General features: G+C 40.6%; 31 protein-coding genes. 25 read left to right on the forward strand and 6 right to left on the reverse strand.

The features are described from left to right. Positions 1-621 precede the first annotated feature (621 nt). Complete coding sequence (locus KHB02_RS13800; RefSeq protein WP_213144833.1) at positions 622-879, reverse strand: DUF2624 domain-containing protein; 258 nt, start codon at positions 877-879, stop codon at positions 622-624. A 179-nt stretch (positions 880-1,058) separates the two neighbouring features. Here KHB02_RS13800 and KHB02_RS13805 point away from each other — a divergent pair, with 179 nt between their 5' ends. Genes KHB02_RS13805 through zur form a run of 3 tightly spaced genes read left to right on the forward strand, consistent with a single transcriptional unit; the run spans position 1,059 to position 3,094 of the window. Continuing rightward, positions 1,059-1,826, forward strand: coding sequence for a metal ABC transporter ATP-binding protein (locus KHB02_RS13805; RefSeq protein WP_213144834.1), 768 nt, complete (start codon positions 1,059-1,061; stop codon positions 1,824-1,826). A gap of 1 nt (position 1,827) precedes the next feature. Next, a complete protein-coding gene (locus KHB02_RS13810; RefSeq protein WP_213144835.1) occupies positions 1,828-2,667 on the forward strand; it encodes a metal ABC transporter permease in 840 nt (279 codons plus the stop codon). Between the two features lie 16 nt (positions 2,668-2,683). Continuing rightward, positions 2,684-3,094: a zinc uptake transcriptional repressor Zur gene (gene zur, locus KHB02_RS13815; RefSeq protein WP_213145292.1), complete on the forward strand. Its 411-nt coding sequence runs from the start codon at positions 2,684-2,686 to the stop codon at positions 3,092-3,094. Between the two features lie 57 nt (positions 3,095-3,151). Here the strand turns inward: zur and KHB02_RS13820 are convergent, their stop codons facing one another. Next, on the reverse strand, positions 3,152-3,754 hold the full coding sequence (locus KHB02_RS13820; protein WP_213144836.1) for a 5' nucleotidase, NT5C type: 603 nt from the start codon (positions 3,752-3,754) through the stop codon (positions 3,152-3,154). Positions 3,755-4,125: 371 nt separating this feature from the next. Here KHB02_RS13820 and KHB02_RS13825 point away from each other — a divergent pair, with 371 nt between their 5' ends. Next, positions 4,126-4,485 carry a DUF4190 domain-containing protein gene (locus KHB02_RS13825; RefSeq protein WP_213145293.1) on the forward strand — a complete coding sequence of 120 codons (360 nt, stop codon included), beginning with the start codon at positions 4,126-4,128 and terminating at the stop codon, positions 4,483-4,485. A gap of 54 nt (positions 4,486-4,539) precedes the next feature. On the opposite strand, the gene ispG is transcribed toward KHB02_RS13825, so the two are convergent. The 4 genes from ispG to KHB02_RS13845 form a co-directional block, all read right to left on the reverse strand. Continuing rightward, a complete protein-coding gene (gene ispG, locus KHB02_RS13830) occupies positions 4,540-5,640 on the reverse strand; it encodes a flavodoxin-dependent (E)-4-hydroxy-3-methylbut-2-enyl-diphosphate synthase (protein ID WP_213145294.1) in 1,101 nt (366 codons plus the stop codon). A 114-nt stretch (positions 5,641-5,754) separates the two neighbouring features. Further along, positions 5,755-6,084 carry a hypothetical protein gene (locus KHB02_RS13835; protein ID WP_213144837.1) on the reverse strand — a complete coding sequence of 110 codons (330 nt, stop codon included), beginning with the start codon at positions 6,082-6,084 and terminating at the stop codon, positions 5,755-5,757. Positions 6,085-6,179: 95 nt separating this feature from the next. Next, a complete protein-coding gene (locus KHB02_RS13840) occupies positions 6,180-6,953 on the reverse strand; it encodes a DUF1189 domain-containing protein (RefSeq protein WP_213144838.1) in 774 nt (257 codons plus the stop codon). A gap of 109 nt (positions 6,954-7,062) precedes the next feature. Continuing rightward, the gene (locus KHB02_RS13845; RefSeq protein WP_213144839.1) at positions 7,063-7,758 is read right to left on the reverse strand and encodes a Crp/Fnr family transcriptional regulator; all 696 of its coding nucleotides are present in this window, start codon (positions 7,756-7,758) and stop codon (positions 7,063-7,065) included. A gap of 370 nt (positions 7,759-8,128) precedes the next feature. Between KHB02_RS13845 and KHB02_RS13850 the strand changes: the two genes are divergently transcribed. The 21 genes from KHB02_RS13850 (at position 8,129) to KHB02_RS13945 (ending at position 26,382) form a co-directional block, all read left to right on the forward strand. Then, complete coding sequence (locus tag KHB02_RS13850; protein ID WP_213144840.1) at positions 8,129-8,737, forward strand: superoxide dismutase; 609 nt, start codon at positions 8,129-8,131, stop codon at positions 8,735-8,737. A 113-nt stretch (positions 8,738-8,850) separates the two neighbouring features. Further along, positions 8,851-10,068 carry an MFS transporter gene (locus KHB02_RS13855; RefSeq protein WP_213144841.1) on the forward strand — a complete coding sequence of 406 codons (1,218 nt, stop codon included), beginning with the start codon at positions 8,851-8,853 and terminating at the stop codon, positions 10,066-10,068. Between the two features lie 173 nt (positions 10,069-10,241). Continuing rightward, complete coding sequence (locus KHB02_RS13860) at positions 10,242-12,329, forward strand: peptidoglycan D,D-transpeptidase FtsI family protein (RefSeq protein ID WP_213145295.1); 2,088 nt, start codon at positions 10,242-10,244, stop codon at positions 12,327-12,329. Between the two features lie 189 nt (positions 12,330-12,518). Beyond that, positions 12,519-13,427, forward strand: coding sequence for a phosphate ABC transporter substrate-binding protein (locus tag KHB02_RS13865; RefSeq protein WP_213120166.1), 909 nt, complete (start codon positions 12,519-12,521; stop codon positions 13,425-13,427). Between the two features lie 94 nt (positions 13,428-13,521). Further along, positions 13,522-14,445: a phosphate ABC transporter permease subunit PstC gene (gene pstC, locus KHB02_RS13870; RefSeq protein WP_213144842.1), complete on the forward strand. Its 924-nt coding sequence runs from the start codon at positions 13,522-13,524 to the stop codon at positions 14,443-14,445. After that, positions 14,442-15,329 (forward strand): phosphate ABC transporter permease PstA, encoded by an 888-nt coding sequence (gene pstA / locus KHB02_RS13875; protein WP_213144843.1) that lies wholly within the window; start codon positions 14,442-14,444, stop codon positions 15,327-15,329. Before pstC ends, pstA begins: the two co-directional genes overlap by 4 nt. 14 nt (positions 15,330-15,343) lie before the next feature. Next, positions 15,344-16,165 carry a phosphate ABC transporter ATP-binding protein PstB gene (pstB, locus tag KHB02_RS13880; RefSeq protein WP_241113854.1) on the forward strand — a complete coding sequence of 274 codons (822 nt, stop codon included), beginning with the start codon at positions 15,344-15,346 and terminating at the stop codon, positions 16,163-16,165. Between the two features lie 12 nt (positions 16,166-16,177). Next, a complete protein-coding gene (pstB, locus tag KHB02_RS13885) occupies positions 16,178-16,951 on the forward strand; it encodes a phosphate ABC transporter ATP-binding protein PstB (protein WP_213144845.1) in 774 nt (257 codons plus the stop codon). A gap of 13 nt (positions 16,952-16,964) precedes the next feature. Further along, on the forward strand, positions 16,965-17,624 hold the full coding sequence (phoU, locus tag KHB02_RS13890) for a phosphate signaling complex protein PhoU (protein WP_213120170.1): 660 nt from the start codon (positions 16,965-16,967) through the stop codon (positions 17,622-17,624). Positions 17,625-17,951: 327 nt separating this feature from the next. Further along, positions 17,952-18,638, forward strand: a complete 687-nt coding sequence (locus tag KHB02_RS13895) for a DUF4912 domain-containing protein (protein ID WP_213144846.1) — start codon at positions 17,952-17,954, stop codon at positions 18,636-18,638. Beyond that, entirely contained in the window at positions 18,631-19,872 is a 1,242-nt protein-coding gene (locus tag KHB02_RS13900) for a glycosyltransferase family 4 protein (RefSeq protein ID WP_241113855.1), read from the forward strand. The genes KHB02_RS13895 and KHB02_RS13900 overlap by 8 nt, the downstream gene beginning before the upstream one ends. A gap of 16 nt (positions 19,873-19,888) precedes the next feature. Continuing rightward, a complete protein-coding gene (locus tag KHB02_RS13905) occupies positions 19,889-20,527 on the forward strand; it encodes a hypothetical protein (protein ID WP_213144847.1) in 639 nt (212 codons plus the stop codon). 54 nt (positions 20,528-20,581) lie between these two features. Then, a complete protein-coding gene (gene rpmG / locus KHB02_RS13910; protein ID WP_082692947.1) occupies positions 20,582-20,731 on the forward strand; it encodes a 50S ribosomal protein L33 in 150 nt (49 codons plus the stop codon). A 56-nt stretch (positions 20,732-20,787) separates the two neighbouring features. Next, entirely contained in the window at positions 20,788-21,354 is a 567-nt protein-coding gene (locus tag KHB02_RS13915; protein ID WP_213144848.1) for a 5-formyltetrahydrofolate cyclo-ligase, read from the forward strand. After that, complete coding sequence (locus KHB02_RS13920; RefSeq protein ID WP_213144849.1) at positions 21,351-22,136, forward strand: DUF92 domain-containing protein; 786 nt, start codon at positions 21,351-21,353, stop codon at positions 22,134-22,136. Before KHB02_RS13915 ends, KHB02_RS13920 begins: the two co-directional genes overlap by 4 nt. Positions 22,137-22,163: 27 nt before the next feature. Continuing rightward, positions 22,164-23,120 carry an L-lactate dehydrogenase gene (locus tag KHB02_RS13925; protein ID WP_213144850.1) on the forward strand — a complete coding sequence of 319 codons (957 nt, stop codon included), beginning with the start codon at positions 22,164-22,166 and terminating at the stop codon, positions 23,118-23,120. 90 nt (positions 23,121-23,210) lie between these two features. After that, positions 23,211-23,405, forward strand: a complete 195-nt coding sequence (locus KHB02_RS13930) for a hypothetical protein (RefSeq protein ID WP_213144851.1) — start codon at positions 23,211-23,213, stop codon at positions 23,403-23,405. Then, complete coding sequence (locus KHB02_RS29785) at positions 23,399-23,521, forward strand: hypothetical protein (protein ID WP_277398253.1); 123 nt, start codon at positions 23,399-23,401, stop codon at positions 23,519-23,521. The genes KHB02_RS13930 and KHB02_RS29785 overlap by 7 nt, the downstream gene beginning before the upstream one ends. A gap of 223 nt (positions 23,522-23,744) precedes the next feature. Then, entirely contained in the window at positions 23,745-25,127 is a 1,383-nt protein-coding gene (locus KHB02_RS13935; protein WP_241113856.1) for a rhomboid family protein, read from the forward strand. A gap of 67 nt (positions 25,128-25,194) precedes the next feature. Further along, the gene (locus KHB02_RS13940; RefSeq protein WP_213144852.1) at positions 25,195-25,392 is read left to right on the forward strand and encodes a YqgQ family protein; all 198 of its coding nucleotides are present in this window, start codon (positions 25,195-25,197) and stop codon (positions 25,390-25,392) included. A gap of 21 nt (positions 25,393-25,413) precedes the next feature. Next, positions 25,414-26,382: an ROK family glucokinase gene (locus tag KHB02_RS13945; RefSeq protein WP_213144853.1), complete on the forward strand. Its 969-nt coding sequence runs from the start codon at positions 25,414-25,416 to the stop codon at positions 26,380-26,382. Positions 26,383-26,391 lie beyond the last annotated feature (9 nt).

Genomic DNA, 26,391 nt, shown 5'->3' on the forward strand with positions numbered 1-26,391 from the left:
TCTGCAACTAGGCCTGTTAATTTCCGCTCCGGGCACTCGCTTTCCGCGGGGAGGTCCTGGAGCCTCCTCGGCGCTATTGCGCCTGTGGGGTCTCCAGTGACCTCTATATCCCGCAGGAGTCGAGTGCCCTCCGCTCCAATCAACAGGGAGGCAATACAACCTAAAGTATTGCAACACACTTGTTTCTAACCTGGCTGGCTATGTGTGTTGCAATTTTTTTATTTTGGCAGGCTTTTTTCAATTAGATAAGGAACAAACGAACAATGCCTAAGTTATATATCATTTGAAAAATAATATTAAAAGTCATGCCTGTAGTGTTGGTTAAGACAACAGAACACCACTTTTATTATTATTTATTGTAAAAATCGAGGTCTTTATTAATACACCTGTTGATTGGCGTGGAAGGCACGAAGACTCCTGCGGGAGTACGGGGCAGGGGAGACCCCGCAGGAGCTTTAGCGACGAGGAGGCTCCCCGCAACGCCCGCGGAAAGCGAAGTGCCTGGAGCGCCAATCAACAGACTTGTTAAAAAGCCTATATATTTACATTATTATAATAAACAAAATAAAAGGCTATCGAATGATTTTCGACAGCCTGTTCTGTGCAAATCCGCAATGCTTTTCATTTTTTTACTAATTCTGCAAAAAGTTTATTGACCTCCCGGGCTGTTTGCGGGCCGGCGGATTTGGCAATTTCCCTTACCAATTGGGCACGCTGGAGGTCATCAAAAATATTAATATTTTTTCCTCTTAAATATTCGGCTATTTTTTTTGCCTGACTGCGGGTTATGGCTATATTAAATTGGTTTGCATATTTTAGCAGTTCATCGGCAGTGATGGTATTTATTTTATGATTGATAATACTTTCAAAAATCTTCACCTTAATCACTCCTCCATGCTAATTTATGAAAAAGCGGCTGGAGTGTGACAGTGACTTATAAAGGCGGTTAAATAAGACATTCGCGAATTGCTCTGCTTTACAAACACAAAATAACTATTGTATACTACATAAAGTTAAATCGGAATGATTCTTAAAATTAAAGTGAGAGTGCGAAATCTATGCAATCAATTATTGATATTAAACAGCTGTCCTATCGATATGAAAAGGACATCGTTCTTGAAAACATCAATTTATCCGTGGAAAAGGGTGCGTTTCTCGCCATTGTCGGCCCCAATGGTTCTGGAAAATCAACACTATTAAAGTTAGTTTTGGGATTATTAAAGCTGCAAAAGGGAGAAATTTACCTATTTGGCCAAGAAATCAATAAATTTAAAAATTGGGACAAAATCGGTTACGTTTCCCAAAAAGCCAACTCCTTTAACACGGGTTTCCCGGCGACCGTATATGAGGTAGTGGCAAGCGGGTTAACAAAAAAGCTGGGCCTGTTGTCTTTTTTCAAAAAGGAGTACTCGGAAAAAGTATTAGCCTCATTGGATGCAGTAGGGATGAAAAAATTTAAAGACCGAAATATTGGCGAGCTTTCAGGCGGGCAGCAGCAGCGGGTATTTATAGCTAGAGCCTTGGTGAGTGAGCCAGAGCTGTTGATACTTGACGAACCAACCGTTGGGGTTGATGCAGAGAACATAAAGGCTTTTTATGAAATGCTTGATGTGTTAAATAAAAATAAGGCGATTACATTGGTGATGGTCACACATGACATCGGGACCGTTTCCGATAAGGTATCCCATGTAGCCTGTTTAAATAAGCATTTGCATTTTCACGGACTGACAAATGAATTTGAGCAGATGAGAATGGAAGACCTGTCATCATTCTATGGACATGATGTGCAATTGCTAACTCATCATCATGAACACGGAGGCGTATAGTATGATTCAAGGGATTTTACATTATGAATTTTTACAAAACGCCTTCTTAACTGGAATGTTAATTGGCATTCTAGCTCCATTATTGGGAGTATTTATTGTGGTTAGAAGATTGTCTTTGATTGCCGATGCGCTTAGCCATGTAACTTTGGCAGGGATTGCGGCAAGTCTGTTGCTTGAGCGCTATGTTACCGCACTTACGGGCCTGAATCCATTGTATATGGGCATGGTTTTTTCGGTTGGCGGGGCCTTATTTATTGAAAAGCTAAGAGGAGTCTACAAGCACTATCAAGAGCTGGCGATTCCGATTATTCTTTCCGGAGGAATCGGGCTGGGGGTTATATTTATATCTCTTGCCAAAGGCTTTAATACAGATTTGTTCAGTTATTTATTTGGTAGTGTATCAGCCGTCAGCCGTACCGACCTTTGGGTGATTCTGGTAATCGGTATTGCAGTGGTACTGGCTGTGGTTCTCTTGTATAAAGAGCTGTTTTTATTGTCTTTTGATGAGGAATACGCCAAGGCTTCCGGTATTGCAGCAAAAAGCATCCATTTCATTTTCATTATTTTAGTGGCGCTGGTCATAGCAGCTTCAATGAGAATTGTTGGAATCCTGTTGGTTTCTTCGTTAATGACACTTCCTGTTGCAGCAAGTATCCGAATTGCCAAAGGGTTTAGGCAGGCTATTATTTTATCGGTTATCTTCGGTGAAGCTTCGGTGCTTGGCGGGCTGAGCCTTGCTTATTATTTGGACTTGGCTCCAGGTGGAACAATTGTCATGCTCTCTGTATTGATATTAATATTGGCGATATTTTATAAAAAAATCTTGGTGAATAAAGCATAAGCGAGGTGTGTAAATGATGAATGTACAAGAAGCACTTCAATTTTTAAAGGAAAATGGATTTAAGCAGACAGGAAAAAGGGAAGATATGCTTCAATTGTTTGCTGAAAGCGATAAATATTTAACAGCAAAAGATGTTTTAGATCTATTGAAGGATGATTACCCGGGCTTAAGTTTTGATACTATTTACCGTAACCTTTCCCTTTTTGTTAACATGGGGATACTAGAGATGACGGAGTTGTCAGGCGAAAAACATTTTCGTTTTTCCTGCTCGCACACCCATCATCACCATCATTTTATTTGCTTAAGCTGCGGCAAGTCGAAAGAAATTGAAACATGTCCGATGGAGGGCCTCAGTGCAAATTTAAAAGGCTACGACATCTCCGGGCATAAATTCGAAATATATGGCCGCTGTCCGGATTGTGTATAATAAAAAAGCTGACCCATGAGCGGAGTGACTGCTCATTTGGGACAGCTTTTTTTATTTTTATTTCATTGACCCAGCCATTTCTCGTATATTTTCCTGCTTCCTAAGCCAGTTCTCTACCCAAATGGCTGCTTCTGCCCAGTCATTGACCCGGATGACACCTTGTGGAATGGGCTCTTGATTATAGGGAGTATCAAATAAAATGACCGGAATTCCGCATTCTTCATGAAGGGCAACGGCGTTGTCGTGTTTATCCTCAAAAAAGAGATCCACTTTCAGATTTTTAGCCGTTTCTACCTTGTCATGAGAGCCAATCAGTTCGATGTGATGAAAGGTTAATCCATGCGCTGAAAACCAATTTTCGGTCACCTCGAGCAGATGCGGTCCTCGGGCACTGATAAAAAACAATTCATGTTCATTTTTCCATTTATTTAATATCGGCTTTACGCCTTTAGCAAGTGGAGAACCTTCATATATAATCGGCTCATTTTCTGAAAACCAATGGGCAAATACTTTTTCATCCACTTTCACAAAAGGAGTTAAATTGTATTGGGTGATGTCCTCATAAGCAATGTTCATCCCAAATGCCTTGTTTATAAAAGGCAATAACGATGTAGGGCAGGTAACTGTTCCATCAATATCAATTCCAAATCTTTTTTTCATTTTTAAATTCACCTTCTGTTGTTTCCTCAGTTCTATTTTTATTTTACCAAAGACCGTGAACTGTTTGGCATGAAATATTTTGCGGAATATGAAATAACTAACTAGTTAAGACAAACATTGTCATAGTAAAAAGGCTTTAATGACAAACAATAATAAATGCTCCTACATTGAAAGTGAGGGATTAAAGGATGGCAGATGAACGCGACACGAAGGTGCAAGAAGCTCTTCGTGGCCCAATTATCGGTGAAGATATACCAAATTCTCCATCGGATTATCGTGAGGCCACAACTTCCGAAATCGCAACACCTGTAACAACCCAAGCTTCCAAATATAATGAGGAAACTGCAGATGAATTTGGAGCGTCTGTCCCAATGAGGGTATCTTTAAAGAAAGATGATCCGCCAATTGGGGCATCCGTGCCAATCCGTTCTTCCTATAATGAAGAAACTGCTGCCGAAATCGCGGCCCCCGTACCTATTATAAGAGGCAGGGAAAAAGACGATATTGGTGATAATGGTCGAGGACGTGCGGTCGGCGGTGCCGGACTAGGGACTGTCGCACTGGTCCTTTCCATTTTATCCTTGTTCGTAATGCCAATCCTGTTTGGTGCAGCAGGAATTATTCTGGGATTTGTTGCTAGGCGCCGCGGCTCCGAAGGGCTTGGAGCGTGGGCTATTGGGATTGGAGCGGTATCGATTATCATCGGAATCTTTATTCTTCCGTTCTTTTAACATAGGAGCAAAGAAAAGAGGCTGTCTTTCGGGACGGCCTCTTGTGATGTTTACCTATTTGTTTACCTTTTCTTCTGCTTCCTTCTTGCGGAAATATTCTTCGGCAAGCTGGTCAATTTCCTTTTTGAGTTCTTCGACCATTTGTGATTCTGGCACCTTCCGGACAATCTCGCCTTTTCTAAACAATAGACCTTCACCACGGGCACCGGCAATTCCGATGTCTGCTTCACGAGCTTCACCAGGTCCATTTACCGCGCAGCCTAGAACTGAAACCTTGATAGGTGCTTTAATATGGGAGATATATTCCTCTACCTCATTGGCGATGCTGATCAGGTCTATTTCAATGCGCCCGCAGGTAGGGCAGGAAATTAAGGTAGCAGCATTGGAGGAAAGGTGGAATACCTTCAAAAGCTCACGAGCTACTTTAACCTCTTCAACTGGGTCTGCACTTAATGAAACCCTTACCGTATTACCAATACCTTTGCTGATAATTGCACCTAATCCGGCTGCACTTTTAATGGTTCCGGAGAAAAGTGTTCCGGATTCGGTTATCCCAAGATGCAATGGATAATCGAAGGTGCGGGCCGCTTTTTCATATGCTTCAATAGCCAAATTGACATCAGAAGCCTTCATTGAAACGATAATATCGTGGAAGTCCAAGTCCTCTAGAATTTTGATATGATGGAGGGCGCTTTCGACCATTCCATCAGCGGTTGGGTAGCCGTATTTATCAAGAATTCGTTTTTCCAATGACCCCGCATTTACACCGATCCGGATTGGAATTCCTTTTTCTTTAGCGGCTTTTACTACCGCTTCAACCTTTTCTTTTCTGCCGATATTTCCAGGATTGATCCTGATTTTATCAGCGCCGCCTTCAATCGCCTTTAGTGCCAATTTATAATCGAAGTGGATATCAACAACAAGTGGAATGTTGATTCTTTTTTTGATTTCAGGAATGGCATTTGCAGCCCTTTCATCTGGGCATGCGACCCGGACAATTTGGCAACCTGCTTCCTCAAGCCGTTTGATTTCGGCAACAGTAGCCTCTACATCATGGGTTTTAGTGGTTGTCATACTTTGAATGATAATTTCATTATTGCCGCCGATGGTTAAATTGCCAACCTTGATCGGCCGTGTTTTCGTACGATGTATAATTTCACTCACGTGGAATTCGCTCCTTTAGCTGGATTCGAATATAGAATTAAAAACAATTCACCTTTTATTGTATCAGCCTGCATCTAATTTTGACAAGAATAAGGATTATCCTCATTAGTTTGAGTAATCCGGAAAATGATATGTAGAACCGATTTGTATTTTTTCTGGTGACTTTCCTGGATTTAATGCCTGAAAGTCTTCTATTAACTCAGAAATAGATACAGGAAGAGATTTTCCTAATTGGTGCTCGACAATGGAAATAACAGTTTGACCTGGTTTTACCTTTTCTGTAAAAGAAGGGATGCTGGTACTAGGTTTAGCGGTTTGATTAACATTTGCCTCTACCTGAATGTTTGCTGTAGAAGGCAAAGTGCCGACAGTTAAGTCGAAGTAAATCACATATATGACTAAAATGGCAATTAAAACACCAAACAATTTTTTCATTGGACAAGCCTCCAAACAAAAGTTTCTACAAACCTATGCTTGTCCACCTTTAAATAGAACTCATAAATGAAAAAAGCATCCATTCAATGGATGCTTTAACTACTTTTTTTCGGTTTTGGGATTTCATTTATCGCCAAATATAAAACAATGATAACGACAAACCAATTGATCCAAAAGCTGTTTGGTACGGCTGTTTTCAGTGCGGCCATTATCGTAAAAAATAATGTCGGCAATGTTTCACTGTATGCGGCCATTCTCCATAAATGGCGATAGGTAAGCTTTCTTCCGGCAAGATTTTTTAACACAAGTCCGATTAAAGCAAGAACAGAAACTTCAATGAAACTAGCGGCACTTGAAAACAAATAGATGAATAAGGAGACAATCGGGATAATAATGCCCTTTAGTCCACTAATCGAGTTAATAAAGTCAACGAGATCGTTCTTTGAAAGTTTCAGCCCTTCCATCATGGAATAGGGGTATGTATCGCTTTGGCCACCGGCTGTCATAACAAACTCATCTTTTAACAGGGCGAACGTATTTCCTTGATCGGCTGCATCTTGACTAGAAACGACGCCGGTAGGGTCCAAAATAATCGTAAAATTATCCTTATTAATCGTTACAGGGACCTTAGTATCTGCCTCTAATTGTCCATTCTTTATCGTAAAATCAGGAGCCTCCTTTTCCAGAAAGGTTTCGGCAGAATCCAATCCGGTTGTTAACGCTGTGCTGAAATAAACAATCGACGGAAGGACGGAAATAAAAGTCAATAAGAAAACAAAAAGAATTGTTTTTCCGATACCTTGGAAACGAAATAAAGCTATGTCCTTCGGCGAGTAGATACTTTTAAATAATTGCTTGAAAATATTCATAATAACCACCTCATATAGATTCACCATTCTATTGTAGCTTTTGAAGCTATGATAGACAAGAACAAGGTAGTTAACACTTTAAATAGAAGCGCCATAGAGGCAAATTCAATCAGTTTAAGCCGCAAATTTCCGCAGAACAGTTTTGGCAATCCACGGTTTGCTTGAGGTAGTTGAGATTTCTTATCGTAAATTTTTGATTGTCATAGGAGATAATGTTTTGCTCTCGTAATTCCTTGAGGGCACGCTGAATCACTTCCCTAGTGCCAAAAGTCAAATTGGCCAATTCTTGGTGAGTCAAGGGTAAATCAATCAGGATCCCATCGGGTGTCATGACTCCATACGAATTACATAGACGGATAAGGATTGAGTATAGGCCGCCTTTTTTACCGTTCATGATTAAATCCTGGCATTTCATCTGCACCTTCAAATAGCTTGTTGATAGCCATGTGGCAAGTGCTTGCATGGCTTCCGGATCCGTTAACACGAAATTTTCAAAGTCCTCCCGTTTGATGGCAATCGCTTCACAATCCGTCAAAGTTTTGGCATAGAACTGATAGCGGGGATTTGTTTTAAAAAGCTGGTATTCAATTATTAATTCTTGGTCATTCACGATTTTTAAAATAAAATCCTTTCCTCTAACGTGCATTCGTCCTAAGGCAATACCGCCATTTAGGAGTAGGTATATAAATTCGGCCGGATCTTTCTCATGGAACAGCACACTACCTGCTGTTATCTTTTGTACCGGCTCAGTCTTTTTGAAAAAATAATGTACTATTTCATAAATAGAAAGGCTGTTTTTCTGCATGTCCTGCCACTCCTTAAAACCATGTATATGATGATTAAAAGGAATAAAATCCATCTAGTCAATATGCTGTTTTACAAAATATGTAAATAAAAATAACTGCTATGACATAAATCGTTGACAGCATGCCGATTGCATGATTCATGACAATTTTTCGAAAAGTGAATAGTTGTGAAATGTTAATGTGAAAAAACTGCATAAAAAGCTGAAAAGTGGATATTTTATATATGGTGGTTTAAGCAAATTATTTGATACTTGCCACTCAACTTTGGTAATCTAAAGTCACAAAGCTTTGGAAATATTTTAAAATTCTTTGCGATGAATTTTAGTGTGCCAAGGCCTTTAAAAAATAGTACATAGGGAGGAATTTTTCATGGCATTTGAATTACCAAAATTACCTTACGCGGAAGATGCACTTGAGCCACATTTCGATAAGGAAACTATGAACATTCACCACACAAGACATCACAACACTTATGTGACTAACCTAAACAACGCTTTAGCAGGCAACGAAGAATTGCTTTCTAAGTCAGTTGAAGAAGTTATCTCAAACTTGGATGCTATTCCAGAAGCAGCACGCACTGCTGTTCGTAACAACGGCGGCGGTCATGCGAACCACTCTTTATTCTGGCAAATTCTTTCTCCAAATGGCGGCGGTGCTCCAAGTGGAGAACTTGCTGATGCAATCAACAGCAAATTTGGCAGCTTCGAAGCTTTCAAAGAAGAATTCGCAAAAGCAGCAACTACTCGCTTTGGCTCTGGCTGGGCATGGCTATCCGTTAATAACGGCGAATTAGAAGTATCCAGCACACCAAACCAAGACTCTCCATTGATGGAAGGCAAAACTCCAATCCTTGGCCTAGATGTTTGGGAGCATGCTTACTACTTAAAATTCCAAAACAAGCGTCCAGACTACATCGCTTCATTCTGGAACGTAGTAAACTGGGACGAAGTTTCCAAGCGTTACAGCGCAGCGAAATAATTAATAATTGTAAAAAAGGCAGCTCTTTGCAGCTGTCTTTTTTCATGCCCAAATTTGAATAATAACCTGCCGCTTGTTAAAGACTACCTCTTAAGACAAAGGGGAGTTTTTTTATGGCAAAAAAATTTAAGTTTTTAGGGGATGTTGAATTAACAAAGGATTTAACCCTTTTACTGATGATTGGCGGCTTATATTCTTTAAGCGTTGCCTTATCCAACACATTCGTAAATATTTATTTATGGAAGCAAACTGGCCAATACTCTGATCTCGCCTTATATAACCTTTCCATCGTCGTTTTGCAGCCACTCACATTTATCTTGGCGGGCCGATGGGCAAAGAAAATTGACCGCGTGATTGTTCTCCGAATAGGAGTTTCTTTTTTAGCGTTCTTCTATTTGGCCGTGTTGCTATCCGGGACTAAGGCTGCCACTTATTTGCTGCTCTTAGGGGGACTGTTAGGAGTAGGGTACGGTTTTTATTGGCTAGCCTACAATGTGCTGACGTTTGAAATCACCGAACCGGAAACAAGAGATTTTTTCAATGGTTTTTTGGGAATATTATCTTCCTTAGGCGGGATGATTGGTCCGATCGCAGCAGGGGTGATTATTACCCGATTCGAAAAGTTTACCGGCTATACGATTGTTTTTGGCTTGTCGTTAGGATTATTTGCCCTTGCGGTGCTGTTAAGCTTTTCTTTGAAACCTAGACCAGCGAAGGGGAGATATTGCTTCAAACGAATATTGGAAGAAAGAAAACAAAATGAAAATTGGCGTCTTATCACGAACGCCCATTTTTTTCAGGGGCTCCGAGAAGGGACGTTTTTATTTGTCATTTCTGTCTTTGTGTATATTTCAACAGGCAGCGAAATGGCTTTGGGGACCTTTGGACTGCTAAATTCGGGAATTTCGTTTGTAGCCTATTTTCTTGCTTCTAGGCTGATTAAAAAAAGTTATCGGAAAAAGGCCATACTCATTGGCGGACTTATGCTGTATGCCGCAGTCATTCTGATAGCCTGGGAAGTAAACTACGCAAAGCTGTTAATTTATGCTGCTATGATCGCGATTGCCTATCCGCTTTTGCTCGTTCCGTATATGTCAACAACGTATGATGTGATTGGATCGGGTTGGAAGGCAGCGGAAATGCGGATTGAATATATTGTAGTGAGGGAAATTTTCTTAAATGTTGGCCGTATTGTTTCCGTCCTTGCTTTCCTCGCAGCAGTCACCTTATTTAATGAAGAAAAAAGCATCCCATATTTATTATTGATTTTGGGTGCTGGGCATACATTGATTTATCTATTTATAAAAAGGGTCCGACTGCCTGCTGTATAAAGCGAATGAGTGAAGATTTGCTCATCGCTTTTTTATTTTGAAAAAATGGTAAGTCTTCTCCATAGAAAAAAACTACACTTTCTTATACAATTAATTAGGTTATTGACTTAGGGAGGTGCGTTTTGACCTTGAAGAAGAAAAAGAAGAAGCCGGCGGTTCCTTTTCGCTTAAACATGCTTTTCTTTGTCGTCTTTTTGCTTTTTTCCATCCTTGTTTTACGGCTTGGAGAATTACAAATTGTATTCGGAGAAGATTTTAAAAGGGAAATTGAACGAACAGACAATATTACGGTCTCAAATCCCGTGCCTAGAGGGAAAATGTATGACCGAAACGGGAACGTTATTGTAGATAATTCACCGCTAAATGCGATTACGTATACTAAATATCAAAATACAACACCGCAGGAAATGCTGGAAACAGCTAAAAAATTAGCAAAATTAATTACTATGGACACCTCAAAGGTCCGTGAACGTGATAAAAAGGATTTTTGGATCCTAATTCATCCGGACAAGGCAAAAGAAAAAATCACCGATAAAGAATGGACCGAATTTAAAAATAAAAAGCTGGATGATAAAGACATTTATAAACTACAGCTTAAGAGAATTACGGAAGAAGATTTGAACAGTCTAACCCCGGAAGAGGTAGAAACGCTGGCTATTTATCGGGAATTCAACAGCGGTTACGCTTTAACGCCGCAAATTGTCAAAAATAAAGATGTAACCCCAGAGGAATTTGCTGCAGTCAGCGAAAACCTGGAAAATCTCCCAGGGATTGATACCACCACAGATTGGGCCAGAAACTATGTTTTTGGAGATACCCTAAAATCTATTTTAGGGGATGTATCATCTTCTGATTCGGGGCTGCCAAAGGAACAATTGGACAAGTATCTTGCCAAAGATTACAGCCGAAACGATCGGGTCGGAAAGAGTTATCTGGAATTAAAATACGAAGATGTCCTTCGCGGGGAGAAGGCTAAAGTAAAAAATACAACCGATAAGTCAGGGAAAATTTTATCTTCAGAGGTCATATCGGAAGGCAATCGAGGAAAAGATCTTGTCTTAACCATTGACATGGACCTTCAGGCACAAGTAGACAAAATTATTGAAGAAGAGATTTGGAACGCAAAAAAGAGTCCGAATACTGGACTTATGGATAGGGCCTTTGCCGTTATGATGAACCCAAAAACGGGTGAAATCCTGGCATTGTCAGGTAAACAGCTTGTAAAGAATAAGGAAACAGGCAAACTGGAAATGCGGGATTATGCCCAAGGGACGTTTACAAGCTCATACAACATGGGGTCAGCTGTTAAAGGTGCGACTATTTTAACAGGCTATCAAACTGGTGCCATAAGACCGGGATCTGTCCTTCGGGATGAACCTCTAGTCATTAAAGGAACACCTGTTAAAAAATCTTGGAAAACCTTCGGCGACATTAACGATTTACGGGCGCTGCAGGTCTCCTCGAACGTGTACATGTGGAAAACGGTGATTGCTATGGCTGGCGGCCGTTATATTCCGAATGGACCGCTTGTATTGGATACGGACAAAGGTTTTAGTACAATGCGGAAATCCTTTAATCAATTTGGCCTTGGAATTCGTACAGGTATTGATCTTCCCAATGAAATGAGCGGTTTTCCAGGCTCTGACAAACGGTCAGGTCTGCTTCTTGACTTTGCCATCGGCCAGTACGATACGTATACACCTATTCAACTTGCGCAATACATTTCGACCATCGCAAACGGGGGCTACCGTATTCAGCCGCATGTTGTGAAGGAAATTCGTGAACCAGAATTGGATAACAATGAATTGGGTCCGATTGTGGCGGAAATTCAGCCGAAGGTATTAAATCGTGTTGAAATGAAGGATGAATGGATTAAACGCGTCCAAGAGGGATTCCGAATGGTTATGCAGGTTGGCGACGGTACCGGTACCGGCTTCTGGAGAAGTAAGCCATATAATCCGGCAGGCAAAACCGGTACAGCGGAAGCTTTTTATGATGGCTCTGATAAATCGAAACGTGGAACCGAAGTTTGGAATTTAAGTCTTGTCAGCTTTGCGCCGTACGATAATCCTGAAGTGGCCATTGCCGTAGTGGTGCCATGGGCTTATGAAGGAAACAGCGGCCCAAGTATTAACCACCTAATTGGCACAAGGGCAATGGATGCCTATTTTAACTTAAAAAATGCCCGCCAAAACGGAACAGCAGCTGCAGGGGAGGATAACACAGCGGCAAACCCACCCGCTGACCAACCACAACATTAATAAAAGTGACACCTGTCTCCAGGATGAGGCAGGTGTTTTTTTTTGCCAGATTGCTAGATTATGATTTACAAAAACTAAACATTCATTTACATAACCTTTACAAAACATTAAAACTCTATTTACAGTCATCCTTTATTCTTATGTTTGTAAGGCAGAACAAACAGCCAAACTCTTAGGGGGAATTAGTAAATGAAAAGTTTTAAAAAAATTAGCCTAATGATGTTAATTGCGGCTTTCATGATTATAGCAGCAGCATGTGGAAGTGATTCTTCTTCAGATAAAGATAGTGGTGGAGGGAAAGACTCTGGAGAACTATCAGGCTCAATTTCTGTTTCAGGATCATCAGCTATGCAACCGTTAATTGCTGCAGCTGCTGAAGAATTTATGGCTGAAAACCCAAAAGTTGATATACAAGTAAATGCCGGCGGCTCTGGGACAGGCTTATCACAGGTTGCTGAAGGATCAGTTCAAATCGGTAACTCAGACGTTTTCGCTGAAGAAAAAGAAGGAATTCCTGCTGATAAACTTGTTGACCACAAAGTGGCAGTGGTGGGGATGACAGCTGCTGTTAACCCTAAAGTAGGAATTGATGATATTAAAAAAGAAGATCTAATCAAAGTATTTACAGGAAAAATTACAAACTGGAAAGAGCTTGGCGGTAAAGACCAAAAGATTGTTCTTGTAAACCGTCCTGATTCATCCGGAACTCGTGCAGTATTCAATCACTTTGCTCTTGATGGTGCGACACCTGCTGAAGGAATTACCGAGGATTCTTCTAACACGGTTAAAAAGATTATAAACGAAACTGAAGGTGCAATTGGATACCTTGCATTCTCCTACTTCACTGATGATTCTGTAACTCCGCTTTCGATTGATGGTGTGAAACCGACTGCAGAAAATGTACAATCCGGAAAATTCCCGGTTTGGGCATACCAGCACTCTTATACTAAAGGTGAAGCAGAAGGTTTAACAAAAGCGTTCTTAGATTATTTAATGTCAGATGATATCCAAAACACTCTTTTAAAGGAACAAGGATACCTACCTGTTACAAAAATGAAAGTAGAACGCGATGCTGAGGGAAATCAAAAAAATATCTAATAGAAACATCTAGAATGAACTGTTGAAAAATAAAAGAGGGTAAATGCAGAGCGTTTACCCTATTATGACGTATTCAAGAGGAGTTTGGTTTAATATGGAGAAACTTCTTCCCGCAAAAGATAGATTGCTAAAATCAAAGAGAAGCAGTCTTGATGGGGAATTTAGAGGGAAATTAATTGTCATTTTGTGTGCCGTTATCATGATATCGGCTACGATTGCGATTACGATCTTCCTTGGAACAAAAGGAATGCAATCATTTACGAAGAACGGGATCAGCATCATCGAGTTTTTAACAAGCACTAACTGGAATCCTACAGATAAAGCAAGCCCGATGTATGGAGTTCTTCCGTTTATTTTCGGATCCTTTGCTGTTACCTTTCTTGCTGCACTTATTGCCGCGCCATTAGGAATTGGCGGAGCGATTTTTATGACAGAAATTGCTCCTTCTTGGGGAAGAAAAATTCTTCAGCCGATTGTGGAACTATTAGTAGGTATTCCATCAGTTGTGTATGGATTTATTGGTTTAACTGTGTTAGTTCCGTTTATCAGAGAAAATGTCGGCGGGCTTGGATTTAGTTTACTATCCGGGATGATTGTCCTTGCCGTCATGATCTTACCGACGATTACAACGATTGCAACTGATGCAATGAGTTCACTTCCGAACCATCTCCGGGAAGGATCTTATGCCTTAGGTGCAACTAGATGGCAGACGATTCGAAAAGTGTTGGTGCCGGCTGCAATGCCTTCTTTGCTTACAGCCATCATTCTTGGTATGGCGAGAGCATTTGGTGAAGCATTGGCAGTTCAGATGGTCATCGGAAACGTGAGAAATTTGCCATCAAGCATTTTGGATGCATCAGCAACATTAACGACCATTATTACATTAAATATGGGGCATACCACTTATGGCAGCGTGGAGAATAACACGCTTTGGTCAATGGGTCTTATTTTATTGATTATGTCGTTTGCCTTCATTCTCCTCATTCGTTATCTGTCATCAAGGAGGAAGTTACGATGAATAGTAAAGCAGCCGATCGAATTGCAACAGGGGTTTTTGTAGCTATTGCCATCACGATCGTAACGATTCTAGCAGGATTGTTTTTCTATATTTTCGTCAATGGATTTAAACATATTTCGCTTGAATTTTTAACAACCCCTTCTAGTAATGTCCGGGCTGGCGGAGGTATTCGCGACCAATTATTTAATTCATTTTATATTTTGTTCATCACGATGCTGATTACCGTTCCGATTGGAATTGGCGGCGGCGTCTATATGGCTGAGTATGCGAAACCGGGTAAAGTAACCGACTTAATCCGGACCTGTATTGAAGTGTTATCGTCATTGCCTTCCATAGTTATTGGTATGTTTGGATTATTGATTTTTGTCAACACAACCGGCTGGGGTTACACCATTTTAGGCGGTGCATTGGCACTGACAATCTTTAACCTTCCGACAATGGTACGTACGACCGAGGATGCCATCCGGGCAGTACCTCGTGATTTAAAAGAGGCCAGCCTCGCCTTGGGAGTTACCCATTGGCATACGATTAAAACGATTATTTTGCCAGCGGCATTCCCGTCCGTCTTAACTGGAGCCATTCTGGCTGCAGGAAGGGTTTTTGGTGAAGCGGCAGCATTATTATTTACAGCAGGTCTGTCAACGCCAAGACTGGATTATACAAACTGGAATCCTTTTTCAGAACAATCACCGTTGAATATTTTCCGCCCTGCTGAGACATTGGCGGTTCATATATGGTCTGTAAATACACAAGGATTAATTCCTGATGTCAATGAAGTTGCCAGCGGTTCTTCTGCGGTCCTCGTTCTTTCAGTCTTGATCTTTAATCTATTGGCGCGCTGGATCGGAAGTTTGATTCACAAACGGGCAACAGCAACTAAATAAAGAGGTGGAGTCGAATGTTGACAGCGATAAAGGAGAGAACGAATGTGGAATTACCTTTTCAAACAACAAGTGTATTCCAGCCTGAAACTATTTTAGCTGTGAAGAATTTAGAAATTTTTTATGGAGAAAAACGAGCGGTTAATGGGATTTCTTTGGATATTGAGAAGAATTCTGTGACTGCCCTAATCGGTCCGTCAGGCTGCGGGAAATCAACGTTTCTAAGGAGTATCAACCGCATGAATGACTTGATCCCCGGGGCAAAAGCAATCGGTGAGATTATCTATGAAGATCTCAATATTTTATCTGAAGATATCAATGTAGTTGCCTTAAGAAAGGAAATTGGCATGGTATTTCAAAAGCCTAACCCCTTTCCAAAATCCATTTATGAAAATATTACCCATGGCTTGAAATTTGCTGGGATTAAGAAAAAAAGCAAACTTGATGAAATTGTCGAAGAGAGTTTACGAAAAGCGGCTCTATGGGATGAGGTGAAGGATAGACTTCATAAATCAGCCCTCTCGCTTTCTGGCGGGCAGCAACAGCGCCTTTGCATTGCCAGAACGATTGCCATGAAACCGACCGTCATCCTGCTTGATGAGCCATCTTCAGCACTTGACCCAATCTCGAATGCCAAGGTTGAAGACCTAATTGTTGATTTAAAGAAGGAATACTCAATTATTATTGTTACTCATAATATGCAACAGGCTTCCCGGATTTCGGATAAAACGGCTTTCTTCTTAAGTGGTGATTTAATTGAATACGACAGCACGGAAACAATCTTTACTAATCCATCGGTTAAAAAGACAGAAGAATACATTTCCGGCCGATTCGGATAAGGGGGAAAACTCATGTCCACTCAGACATTAACAAGAGATATTTTCGATGTAAAAGATCTTAATTTATGGTACGGTGAGCACCATGCCTTAAAAGGCATCAACTTTCCTATCCAGAAAAAAGAAGTCACAGCCATGATTGGTCCTTCGGGCTGCGGGAAATCAACTTTTCTAAAGACGCTTAACTTGATGAATAAAATGATACCGAATGTAAAAATAACCGGAGAAGTGAACTTTGACGGTGAAAATATTTTAAATCCTAAAACGGACTTAGTAGAATTGCGTAAACATGTTGGCATGGTATTTCAAAAGGGAAATCCGTTTCCACAGTCCATTTATGATAATGTGGCATATGGGCCGAGAATTCATGGAATTAAGAAAAAAACGCATCTTGATGAAATTGTCACCAAAGCGTTAATCGATGTAGCTTTATGGGACGAAGTGAAGGATCGTTTGCACGCCCCTGCACTTGGACTGTCCGGCGGACAGCAGCAGCGCCTGTGTATCGCAAGGGCTCTTGCAACTAAGCCTGATGTTTTACTAATGGACGAACCAACCTCGGCGCTAGACCCGATTTCAACCCTGAAAATCGAGGAGTTAATCCTTGAGTTAAAAGAAAAGTATACCATTGTCATCGTCACTCACAATATGCAGCAGGCTGCTCGTGTTTCAGACAAAACGGCCTTCTTTCTTATGGGGGAATTAATTGAGGTAGATTTGACACCAAACATTTTTTCAATGCCAAAAGATTCAAGAACGGAAGACTATATCACTGGACGATTTGGATAATGGGGTGAACAGGATGAATACAAGGTCTAATTTTGATAACAATTTAAAACATTTAAAAGAAATGCTGCTTAAAATGGCCGGGATATCGGAACAGGCAATTAAAGACGCCATGCTTGCTTTGCTAAATCAAGATCTTGAATTAGCAAACCGTGTCATTAACGGTGATAATGCCATTGATGACTTGGAACAGGAAATACATGAAAAAGCACTAATGTTGATTGCTACAGAATCACCGGTAGCCAGGGACTTAAGAAGAATTAATGTCGCATTGAAGGTCTCATCCGAGGTTGAGCGGATGGGGGATATGGCCGTCAATATTGCCAAGTCAGTCGTCCATATTGGGGAGGAAAAGTATATTAAAGAAATTGTTGATATCCCGCAGATGATGGAAGCTGCCTTGGAGATGGTGACTGATTCTATAACCGCATTTTATACAGAGGATATCACGATTGCTCAAAAATGTGCGGAAAAGGACGATGCAGTCGACAATATGTTTGGAAACCTAGTTCATGAGCTTATGACCTATATCCCGCAAAATCCAAACTCTATGAACCAAATTATCCAATTGTCCTTTATTTGCCGGTTCATTGAAAGAATTGCCGACCACTCAACGAATATTGCAGAAAATGTAATTTACCAGGAAACTGGAAAAAGACTGAATTTAAACAAATAATATGATGAAGGATGGGGCTTTAGGCCTCATCCTATTTTGTTTGCTAATAAGAAAGTATAAATTCAACTAGCCTCTGTCTTCGTCCTAACGGACTCGCCAATCGGCGAGTTTTCATTTATGTTGTCGATTTTTAATTGAAATTCGCATAATTTATAAGTTAATAAAAATTTCCCGTCGTCAAACACGCTTTGCATATGGCTTAGGCAAAATACGACAAATTGCGTTCATTGTCTGACTCTCTTTCTGGTGTTACGATTAAATAAACGATTGATAGGAATAAATTGTTATTTAATGCATATATTGTTTGATTGCAGAATGGAGGAAACCATGATTAATGAAATTATCGAATTAAGAAGGCAGGGACTTTCCTTCCGTAAGATTGCCGTAGTACTTAATACTACCGTTGGGAAAGTCCAATACAGCTGGAATAAATGGATGGAAAGCGAGAACCAAGATAATAGTGAAAGTCTCCATGTTCAAAAGAACCTGAACCAGGAAAAATCTTCGGTTACATCTACTCCACAAACCTTTGTTCCTCTTAAGGGTGAACTTAAAGCCAAGCTTGTTACACCCCAAAAAATGTTTCTCTATTGGGATTTTTCAGAAACACCAAAAAAAATCGTTCGTTTATATTTTAATCAACCTTTTGAGGAGTTAGTTACTGTATTAAGGGTTTACGATGTGAAAGATATCATTTTTAATGGAAAAAATGCACACCATTATTATGAAATTACTGTTCCTTATCAGAACGGGTATTGGTTTGTTAAAGGATTAACAGGAAATAGAAGCTTTATAGCGGAGCTAGGTGTGCTTTTGCCGGGAACAGGATTTTTCCCTCTTTACAGGTCCAATTGTATTCAAACACCAGCGGCTGAAATACCAAGTGGGAATGAATTGCATCAAGATTTACTGCAATTTAAACGGTATGAGGATAGCCCTCCGAAGTGGCGAAGCCATGTCAGTACGTATAGTTATTATGAAAAATCAACCAATTTGGAGAATAAAAATGCCTAACATGCTTGTCCCTGAGGCTGACTTGAAGCAAAGTCGATTATCTGGAAGAAAGGTAAAATTGCTGATGCTTTGCTGGGAGTATCCGCCGAATGTCGTTGGGGGCTTAGCAAGACATGTATACGGATTGTCGGTTCATTTGGCGAAAATGGGATACGAGGTTCATGTCATCACTGCCGGAGAAAGGAAGCTTCCTGACCATGAAATCGTGAACCAAGTAAACATACACCGTGTTTTCCCCATCAATGAACTGGACGAAAACTTTCTGTCATGGATTGGCGGACTTAATTTAGCAATGGCTTTTCGGGCGGAAAAATTGGCAGAAGAAATCTCTTTTGACTTGATCCATGCCCATGATTGGCTTGTGGGTGCCGCCGCCATTACTTTGAAAGAGTTACTGGACATTCCGCTTTTAACGACCATTCATGCAACGGAGCATGGCCGGAATAATGGAATTTTTACAGGTATCCAAAGATTTATCCATGAAAAAGAAGAGCAATTAATGAGGGAATCAAATCAGCTTATTGTCTGCAGCAGCTACATGAAGGAGCACCTTGCTGGCGTTTTTCAGGCTGATGATAAAAAAGTAATCGTCATACCAAACGGGGTTGAAGAGCCGAGTTCAAATATGGGTGCCGGAGAGGTAATTCCTTGCTTGCAAGAAAAAAAATATATTTTTTCAATTGGCAGAATCGTAAAGGAAAAAGGGTTTGAAACGATTATTGAAGCAGCGGCAATTGCCAAGGTAAAGGGTTTGGATTACTTTTTTGTTGTTGCCGGGAAGGGGCCAATGCTCGAGACTTACCGCCTGCAAGTTCTGGAAATGCAATTGGCCGGCCAGATTGCTTTTGTCGGCTATATTACAGATGAACAGAGAAATGCGTTAATTGACAAGTGTTCAATGGCTGTTATTCCTAGTTTGTACGAGCCCTTTGGAATTGTTGCTTTGGAAGCAATGGCGCTTGGAAAACCAACTATTCTGTCCAATACGGGTGGCATGAAAGGGATCATCAAGCATTTGCAAACGGGCCTGTTGATGAATCCGGGGGATGCGGAAAGCATGCTTGAACAGATCGGCTATCTCGAGGAAAATCCAGCCATTGCCGAGGAGATCGGCTCTAAAGGCAAGGAAATTGTAAAAAGCTTATATGGCTGGAGCCGAATTGCTTTGGAGACTGGCAAAGTGATGGGAGATATGGCTCTACAGAAAAAAGTAAACGAAACTATGAAAAAATAATAAGGTGAAAGGTGCAGTGATGAAGGAATTAATCGAGTCCCAAAAAAGTAAACAGAACACGATCCGCCATGGTTTAATGGAGCAGCTGCAAATAGTTCTCGGCATCTGGGTAAAAGGAAAATGCTACTTTCTGCATAATAGTGCCGAAAAGGTCATCTATGAAGAAGGCTTAATTCTAAGAATTAAACCGGAGCAGGTCCATTCTAAAATTCGCTTCTTCAGCGTTTATATTAGCAATCATAGCAATGTCAAGAAGGATATTAAAGTCATTGTCATGCATCATTTTTCTAATGTCAACACAGACAGCCTCACGTTTATTTCACCAGCAGAAAGCAAAATTTTTCACGCCCATGACCATAAGGTATTTCTCGTCAATGGGAATTTTAATGGGGCGGGATTAAGTGAGTATACAACCATTCCGCTTTGGAGTGCGTATACCGACCAAATTTGGAGTTCATTGGAGAATGGAGCCTTAAGATACCAGCCGATGGCAAAAGGGCCGGCAGCGAGCATTTTTACCGTTAAAATGTCCCTTGGTTCTCGGGAAACCCAAAAAATGAATGCCTGGGCGATTTCCGGCTCGAGTAAAAAGGAATTAATCTTAATGGAGCAAGCACTTTTAAAAAACCCACTAGCATTTCCAAACGAAAAATGATATTATAGAAAAGTCGTATGAACGAACAGCTTAATTGTTTGGAGGGAAATAGACATGCGTGTAAATATTACGTTAGCTTGCACTGAGTGTGGAGACCGTAACTATATTTCAAACAAAAATAAACGCAACAACCCAGATCGTCTTGAGCTTAAGAAATATTGCCCAAGAGAAAAGCGTACAACTGTACACCGCGAAACAAAATAAGCAGCAGGGCTTCCTGTTGCTTTTTTTGTTGCCTAAAAACAAGGGGGCGTTCTAAAATGCACGATAAAAATTCCATTCGTCAACAAATGAAAGAATCGCTGTCAAAGCTCACAAAACCTATTTATGAGGATTACTCTTATAAAATTGCCAGCAGGCTTTATCAAATGGAAGATTGGGAGCAAGCGCAAGTGATTGGCATTACCATCTCCAGGGTACCTGAAGTCGATACATATCAAATTATTAGAAAAGCATGGGAATCAGGCAAGCAAGTTGTTGTTCCAAAATGTTACCCAAAGGAGAAAAGGTTATCTTTTCGAAGCTTAACTGAGTTTTCTCAATTAGAATCAGTTTTCTATGGGTTGCTTGAGCCAAATGTAGAACAAACTACTGAAGTCAGTCCAGATAAAATTGACCTTCTCATTGTACCCGGGCTTGTCTACACTCGTTCGGGGTTTCGCCTGGGCTTTGGCGGGGGATACTACGACCGGTTTTTATCAGGGTACTCTGGGAACACCCTATCCCTTGCTTTCCAAGAGCAGTTGATTCCAGAATTTCCTGTTGAACAATATGATATCCCAGTAGCAAAAATTGTTACATCAAATGAGGTTATCAAAACTGTATGATTGTACCAATCCTTATCATTGTTATCCTCCTTGCAGGAGGTTTAGCTGGTTATCGGGAGAAATCGCTGACAGCCTCAGGTGCTATTGCAGCTGTTTTTGTCGGTCTTGCCATTTATGCTGGATTTGGAATTAAGGGGCTTGTTATATTAGGCGTGTTTTTTGTTTCCTCAAGTTTCTGGTCAAAATATAAAAGTTATGCCAAAAAGGAATTGGAAGAGAAATTAGCAAAAGGGTCTACAAGGGATTGGCGTCAGGTAATCGCCAATGGCGGCATGGCTGCATTATTTAGTATCTGCTATTATTTTCATCCAGGAGAAAGCTGGGTAATTGGCTTTATTGTTTCATTGGCTAGTTCCAATTCAGATACCTGGGCTTCGGAGATTGGCAGTTTAAGCAGGAAAGAGCCGATTTTCATTCGGACATTTAAGCGAGTAGAAAAGGGCACCTCCGGGGCAGTCAGTCTCCTTGGCAGTATGGCAGCACTACTAGGGTCACTGATTGTCGCATTGGTTAGTTTTTGTTTATTTCAGTTAAGTCTCGTTAATGTAATGTTGGTATTTTTATTTGGCTATATTGGGAATGTCATTGATACATTATTTGGCGCATTTTATCAACAGGCGTATGTCTGCAAGCAATGCGGTATAGAAACAGAAAAACGAAACCATTGTGGTCTGCCGACTTCCCGCATTAAGGGCATTTCTCTGGTAGATAATGATATGGTTAATTTTCTATCCGGTTTGTTGGCAGCGGCCTTAGCAATATTTGTCGCTCAAATGCTTTAATAATATTTTGTTAATGGGGGATTTAGTTTGTTGAATCGTGTGAATAGGGTGGTCGTAATCGGAGCAGGGTTTGTGGGTTCAAGCTACGCCTTTGCCCTCTTAAATCAAGGTATTACTGAAGAACTCGTTTTAATTGATTTAAATAAAGAAAAAGCCGAAGGAGATGCGATGGATTTAAATCACGGTCTCCCTTTTGCGCCGTCCCATACAAAGATCTGGTACGGGGACTATTCCGAATGTGGTGAAGCGGACATCGTAGTTATTACAGCCGGTGCTAACCAAAAGCCAGGTGAAACCCGCCTTGATTTGGTTGAAAAAAACACGAGAATTTTTAAAGGTATCGTTGAAGAAATAATGGCCAGCGGATTTAATGGGATTTTTCTCGTTGCTACTAATCCGGTAGACATCCTTACTTATGCTGTTTGGAAATTTTCCGGATTTCCAAAAGAACGTGTAATTGGTTCAGGGACTATTCTAGATACGGCCCGGTTCCGTTTCTTGCTTGGTGATTATTTCGATATTGATACACGTAATGTTCATGCTTATATTATTGGTGAACACGGGGATACTGAACTTCCTGTATGGAGTAATGCTGATATTGCCGGTACAGCTATCTCTAAATGGGCAGAAAGCAAGGACGGGTTCCGGCAGGAAGAACTTGATCAGATTTTTATGAATGTACGTGATGCCGCCTATCATATCATCGAGAAAAAAGGTGCCACTTATTACGGTATTGCTATGGGACTGGTGCGATTAACAAAGGCAATCTTGCAAAATGAAAATTCTGTTCTGACGGTTTCAGCTTATCTCGATGGAGAATATGGACAAAAAGATCTGTATATTGGCGTTCCTGCCGTCGTGAACAGGGATGGTGTAAGAGATATTGTAGAGCTTGAATTAAGTGAAGAGGAACAACAGAAATTTACTCATTCTGTCGATGTACTAAAGAAGACAATGAATTCAGTATTTCCTGCTGGTAAATAATTTTTCTTATTCGAGTAAATTTTTATTTTTTCTGGAACGTTTGGATAATCTTTCAATCAGAATCACAAAATAATGGCAGGAGGGATAAAAATGTCTCGAATGCTGACTTCTATTATAATGATTGGTTCGCTTGGTTATTTTGCTTATAGGTTTAGATACCGTATTATCAACACACTCCTTTCTTCCGGTTGGTTGCGGAGAATTGCGGTTAGCTCAATGATGAGTCTGCCCGGAATAAAACGAAGAATGATGCAATCAGTATTTGGAGGACCATCTGAATGGTGAAAACCACAGATGGTTTTTTATTTTTGACAAAAAATCAACATCTCATGTTTTTAGGGCCTTATAAAACGGTAAAGCCTTTAGTTTCGTTTATAATGAAAGAAACGCGGCAAAAATGAATACAAATATTTATAAAATAATTGTTATGAAAGAAAGCAGGGGAGAGCCATTAATCGAGAGAAATATATTTTTTGGAGGCTTGTCTTTTCTTTTATTTCTGAACAAGACTATCGAATTATTCAATTATTTGAGAACCAAAAGGAAATATGGCTGGAAAAATTAGAAAACAAAAAAGCCCCAATCATTAGAGTTCATCTTGAAAATCTTGATTGGAGCAATGTTATGCAAAGAGATATCGAGTTTGCGGCTGCCAATGGAGAAAAAATCCGCAAGCAGTTAGGGCGCCCTCATCTGGATATCGCTAATATTTATATTAGTGAATTTCCACCTGTCGATGAGTATGAATTTAGGCTGAGGAATCCCTACCTTTTTCCTGAAGGGAGTAAAACATCCGTCAGTTCTTTTCTATTAACGAAGGGAGAATGGGAAACAGGCTTGAAGGGTCTTGCAGAACGGCTGCAAAAAGACATCCATTTTGATATCCAAAACGATTATTCGGAAAATGAAGTGGAAGAGCTGAAAAGAGTAACCTTAGGGACGGCAGTAAATAAAGTAAAAAGGGAAAAGGCTGTCCTCACTTATAGCAAGCCTTTCTTTACTTATGTGTTTATGGTGATTCAGCTGGCCGTTTTTATATGGATGGAATTAAATGGGGGAAGCACAAATACTTCGACATTAATCAAATATGGGGCAAAGGTTAATCAGCTAATATATGAAGGAGAATACTGGAGATTCATAACACCTGTTTTTCTTCATATCGGTTTTTTGCATTTGGCGATGAATACCTTGGCATTATATTTTTTGGGCACGGCTGTCGAACAAATCTTCGGCAGAATCCGTTTTTTCCTTATTTATTTATTTGCTGGTGTAGCTGGCGTCATCGCGAGTCTTTTGTTTAGTACGCATTTATCTGCTGGAGCAAGCGGGGCCATCTTTGGGTGTTTCGGAGCTTTGCTTTATTTTGGCATGATGAACCCAAAATTATTTTTTCGAACGATGGGGCTAAATGTAATTGTCGTTCTCGCTATCAATCTTGTATTTGGATTTTCAGCATCTGGCATCGATAATGCCGGCCATTTAGGCGGTTTGGCCGGAGGATTTCTGGCTGCCGGTGTGGTCAATCTCCCGAAGAAGCCAAAGCTTCCGCTTCAGCTCATCTTTTTAATCATGAGTGCAGGTATTGTTTGGGGCTCCTTAAACTATGGATTTAGTGCTGCAGGGCAAAAACAGGATGAAGATTCGCAAATCCTGCTGGCGCAGGAGTATATCAAACAAAACAACTACGATAAGGCATACAGTGTTTTGAAAAGTTTTGAGGATCGTTCAAAGTCCGAAACAGAAAAAACCTATTTTCTTTTATCCTACGTTGAAATAAAAAAGCAAATGCTTACAGACGCCAAACTCCATTTGCAGAAAGCTATTCGGCTTGATCCGAATTTTCATCAAGCTTACTTTAATTTGGCGTTAATAAATCTTGAGGAAAATGATCTAAATGCGGCAAAACTCAATGCTGAAAAAGCAGTCAAATTAAACCCGAACCAAAAAGAATATACAAATTTGGTTGATGAAATTAATCAACAGATAAAAACATCAGGCAGTGAATAGATTTGCCTTGAGGACAATTTTGGCATAGGTTATACTTTTTGTTGACTAGGAATGAGGGAGACCCACGATGAAAACGGTTTATGAAATTCAACAATTTCTAAAAAGGTTTGGAACCATTATTTATATTGGCGACAGGGTAGCAGATCTTGAGCTGATGGAGGCTGAACTGAAAGAGCTGTATCAGTCTCAGCTTATGGAGCCTAAAGAATATCAAACGGCCCTGTTAATCTTAAGACATGAAATCCAATTTTTAAAAGAAAAATGACAAAAGAAATAGGTGAGAATATTGTCAGAAAAATGGATAGCGGGAGTTGACCTAGGGGGGACAACGACGAAAATAGCTTTTATCACATTGGATGGGGAAATTATTGATAAATGGGAAATCCCAACCGATAATTCTGATGAGGGCCAGTATATTACGAGTAATATTGCGAAATCGATAGAAGAAAAACTGCTTGAGCTTAATCAGCCGAAAAATATATTGGCGGGGGTTGGAATGGGTGCTCCAGGCCCTGTCGATTATGAAACAGGTGTGATATTAAATACAGTTAACCTGGGCTGGAAGGATAATTTTCCGCTAAAGGATAGTCTGGAGAACGCAACATCACTTCCTGCTGCTGTTGAAAATGACGCAAACTGCGCTGCCTTGGGAGAAATGTGGAAGGGTGCCGGCAATGGTGCGAAGAATCTGGTTTGTGTCACGCTGGGGACTGGAGTAGGCGGCGGTGTGATTTCAAACGGAAACATTGTTCAGGGAGTAAACGGGGCCGCGGGAGAAATTGGTCATATCACTGCTATTCCGTTCGGAGGGGCACCTTGTAATTGCGGAAAAACGGGCTGCCTTGAGACTGTTGCTTCAGCAACAGGAATTGTGCGGCAGGCGCTTGCAGAAATTCACAAGGATGGAGTTAAAGGTCCGTTAGCGGATGTTTATGCAAAAAATGGGAAGATAACTGCAAAGGATGTTTTTGATACAGCAAGAACGGGTGATGAACTGGCGCTTACTATCCTTCAGGAGGTTGCCTTTCATCTAGGGCTTGCTTTGGCCAATATTGCTAATCTGCTAAATCCTGAGAAAATCGTTTTGGGCGGTGGTGTATCCAAAGCAGGTGAGATTCTGTTAGAGCCTGTAATCGAGAATTTTGGGCGGTTTGCTTTTACACCTGTCAGAAACTCCACCAAACTGGCAATCGCGAATTTAGGAAATGACGCTGGAGTGCTAGGAGCAGCCTGGCTTATTAGAAATAAATTGTAAATAATTAGG

Source organism: Neobacillus citreus (assembly GCF_018343545.2).
Taxonomy (GTDB): Bacteria; Bacillota; Bacilli; order Bacillales; family Cytobacillaceae; genus Neobacillus; species Neobacillus citreus.

Bases quoted from the DNA above. Each gene is read 5' to 3' on its own strand.
- KHB02_RS13805 (WP_213144834.1), top strand. From the start codon at position 1,059: ATGCAATCAATTATTGATATTAAACAGCTGTCCTATCGATATGAAAAG.
- KHB02_RS13810 (WP_213144835.1), top strand. From the start codon at position 1,828: ATGATTCAAGGGATTTTACATTATGAATTTTTACAAAACGCCTTCTTA.
- zur (WP_213145292.1), top strand. From the start codon at position 2,684: ATGAATGTACAAGAAGCACTTCAATTTTTAAAGGAAAATGGATTTAAG.
- KHB02_RS13820 (WP_213144836.1), bottom strand. From the start codon at position 3,754: ATGAAAAAAAGATTTGGAATTGATATTGATGGAACAGTTACCTGCCCT.
- KHB02_RS13825 (WP_213145293.1), top strand. From the start codon at position 4,126: ATGAGGGTATCTTTAAAGAAAGATGATCCGCCAATTGGGGCATCCGTG.
- KHB02_RS13835 (WP_213144837.1), bottom strand. From the start codon at position 6,084: ATGAAAAAATTGTTTGGTGTTTTAATTGCCATTTTAGTCATATATGTG.
- KHB02_RS13840 (WP_213144838.1), bottom strand. From the start codon at position 6,953: ATGAATATTTTCAAGCAATTATTTAAAAGTATCTACTCGCCGAAGGAC.
- KHB02_RS13845 (WP_213144839.1), bottom strand. From the start codon at position 7,758: ATGCAGAAAAACAGCCTTTCTATTTATGAAATAGTACATTATTTTTTC.
- KHB02_RS13850 (WP_213144840.1), top strand. From the start codon at position 8,129: ATGGCATTTGAATTACCAAAATTACCTTACGCGGAAGATGCACTTGAG.
- KHB02_RS13855 (WP_213144841.1), top strand. From the start codon at position 8,851: ATGGCAAAAAAATTTAAGTTTTTAGGGGATGTTGAATTAACAAAGGAT.
- KHB02_RS13860 (WP_213145295.1), top strand. From the start codon at position 10,242: ATGCTTTTCTTTGTCGTCTTTTTGCTTTTTTCCATCCTTGTTTTACGG.
- KHB02_RS13865 (WP_213120166.1), top strand. From the start codon at position 12,519: ATGAAAAGTTTTAAAAAAATTAGCCTAATGATGTTAATTGCGGCTTTC.
- pstC (WP_213144842.1), top strand. From the start codon at position 13,522: ATGGAGAAACTTCTTCCCGCAAAAGATAGATTGCTAAAATCAAAGAGA.
- pstA (WP_213144843.1), top strand. From the start codon at position 14,442: ATGAATAGTAAAGCAGCCGATCGAATTGCAACAGGGGTTTTTGTAGCT.
- pstB (WP_241113854.1), top strand. From the start codon at position 15,344: ATGTTGACAGCGATAAAGGAGAGAACGAATGTGGAATTACCTTTTCAA.
- pstB (WP_213144845.1), top strand. From the start codon at position 16,178: ATGTCCACTCAGACATTAACAAGAGATATTTTCGATGTAAAAGATCTT.
- phoU (WP_213120170.1), top strand. From the start codon at position 16,965: ATGAATACAAGGTCTAATTTTGATAACAATTTAAAACATTTAAAAGAA.
- KHB02_RS13895 (WP_213144846.1), top strand. From the start codon at position 17,952: ATGATTAATGAAATTATCGAATTAAGAAGGCAGGGACTTTCCTTCCGT.
- KHB02_RS13900 (WP_241113855.1), top strand. From the start codon at position 18,631: ATGCCTAACATGCTTGTCCCTGAGGCTGACTTGAAGCAAAGTCGATTA.
- rpmG (WP_082692947.1), top strand. From the start codon at position 20,582: ATGCGTGTAAATATTACGTTAGCTTGCACTGAGTGTGGAGACCGTAAC.
- KHB02_RS13915 (WP_213144848.1), top strand. From the start codon at position 20,788: ATGCACGATAAAAATTCCATTCGTCAACAAATGAAAGAATCGCTGTCA.
- KHB02_RS13920 (WP_213144849.1), top strand. From the start codon at position 21,351: ATGATTGTACCAATCCTTATCATTGTTATCCTCCTTGCAGGAGGTTTA.
- KHB02_RS13930 (WP_213144851.1), top strand. From the start codon at position 23,211: ATGTCTCGAATGCTGACTTCTATTATAATGATTGGTTCGCTTGGTTAT.
- KHB02_RS29785 (WP_277398253.1), top strand. From the start codon at position 23,399: ATGGTGAAAACCACAGATGGTTTTTTATTTTTGACAAAAAATCAACAT.
- KHB02_RS13935 (WP_241113856.1), top strand. From the start codon at position 23,745: ATGCAAAGAGATATCGAGTTTGCGGCTGCCAATGGAGAAAAAATCCGC.
- KHB02_RS13940 (WP_213144852.1), top strand. From the start codon at position 25,195: ATGAAAACGGTTTATGAAATTCAACAATTTCTAAAAAGGTTTGGAACC.